A 1,739-nucleotide genomic window follows, 5' to 3' on the forward strand; every position below is an offset into this window, starting at 1 on the left:
CGTCAGCTCTGGTGGGGTCACCAAATCCCTGCTTGGTACAATGCTGAGGGTGAAATATATGTCGGCGAAGAAGCACCTGAAGGTGACGGATGGACTCAGGACGAAGATGTCTTGGATACGTGGTTCAGTTCTGCCCTTTGGCCATTCTCGACCATGGGCTGGCCTGATGTCGATTTAGAAGACTTTAAACGTTATTATCCAACATCAACTTTGGTGACTGGTTATGATATTATTCCGTTCTGGGTGTCTCGGATGATTTTCCAAGGTTTGGAATTTACTGGCAAGTCGCCATTCAAAAATGCCTTAATTCATGGTCTCATTCGTGATGAGCAAGGACGCAAGATGTCGAAATCTCTCGGTAACGGGATTGATCCAATGGATGTTATTGATAAGTACGGAACAGATAGCCTTCGTTGGTTCCTTTCAAACGGTTCTGCCCCAGGACAAGACGTGCGCTTCTCTTACGAGAAAATGGATGCTTCATGGAACTTCATTAACAAGCTTTAGATGACAATGATGAGATTATAGTTGGAAAAATTGCCAAGGAACGCTTGGTGACTCACCCAGATAAGACGGTTTCACAATTCAAGCGTTTTATGGGGACTAAACATGAGTTGACCCTAGGAAATCGAGCATATAAGGCTGAAGAATTAAGCTCTTTTATCATTCGAAAGTTGGTAGACGATGCAGAGACCTATCTTGGAGAAAAGGTCGAGGAAGTGATTGTCAGTGTACCAGCTTATTTCAACGATGCTCAACGCTATGCGACCAAACTAGCAGGGAAATTTGCTGGAGTTCAGATTGATCGGATTATCAATGAGCCTTCCGCAGCTGCTCTTGCTAAAAGATCTATGGTAAACCAGGAAGATCAATCTTTTATTGTAGTCGATTTTGGTGGTGGAACTCTAGACATTTCAGTTGTGGAGCTTTTTGATAATATCGTTGAAATCGTGTCAATCGCAGGGGACAATCGCTTGGGGGGAGAAGACTTTACTGCGGCTATTGCTGAGGAATTTTTAGTCTCCAATCAATTAACCAAGGATACTATTTCCCGTGAATTTTATAGCAAAATTTTGGTACAGGCTGAAAAGACAAAGCTGGAACTGAATGATAAAGAAGAAGTGAAGATGACAGTGATGGACCAAGATCAGGAATACTCTTTAGACTTGAGCTACCAGCGCTTTTATGAGCTTTGTCAACCGCTGCTAGCACGTGTTAAGGCTGTTTTGGACCGTGCCTTGATGGACGCACGCTATAGCTATGTGTCTTCTGATAATTTTGTTCTTGTTGGTGGGACTTCGAAACTCCGCTTGGTTCAGGACTTTTTATCCTACTGTATCAATCAAATGGTGCAGGTATCTGATGATCCCGATCGGATGATTGCGCGAGGTTGTGCCCTTTTAGCAGGAATCAAAGAACGCCAGGGTGAGATACGAGATTTATTACTGTCTGATATTTGCCCTTTTACACTGGGGATAGAAATAGTTGGTGACCGCTTTTCGCCGATTATTGAGCGAAATTCTACCCTGCCTGCTTCACGCATCGAACAGTACTATACGGCTGAATTGGGACAGAGTCAAGTCAAGATAAAGGTCTATCAAGGTGAGATGATGAAGGCATCACAAAATCTGTTTCTAGGAGAATTAGAAGTTCCCGTCCCTGTGAATACTCGAGTAAATGAAGGTTTCACAGTTCGATTTACCTATGATTTAAATGGGATTTTGGATGTCGAAGTGAAA

At 43.1% G+C, this 1,739-nt stretch carries 2 pseudogenes; both read left to right on the forward strand.

The features are described from left to right. A pseudogene (locus GMD1S_RS07505) lies at positions 1–504 on the forward strand (class I tRNA ligase family protein); the annotation flags it as partial. Then, positions 501–1,739: pseudogene (locus tag GMD1S_RS07510) on the forward strand (Hsp70 family protein); the annotation flags it as partial. The pseudogenes GMD1S_RS07505 and GMD1S_RS07510, both read left to right, overlap by 4 nt.

This window comes from Streptococcus sp. GMD1S (genome assembly GCF_000296875.1).
Lineage (GTDB): Bacteria > Bacillota > Bacilli > Lactobacillales > Streptococcaceae > Streptococcus.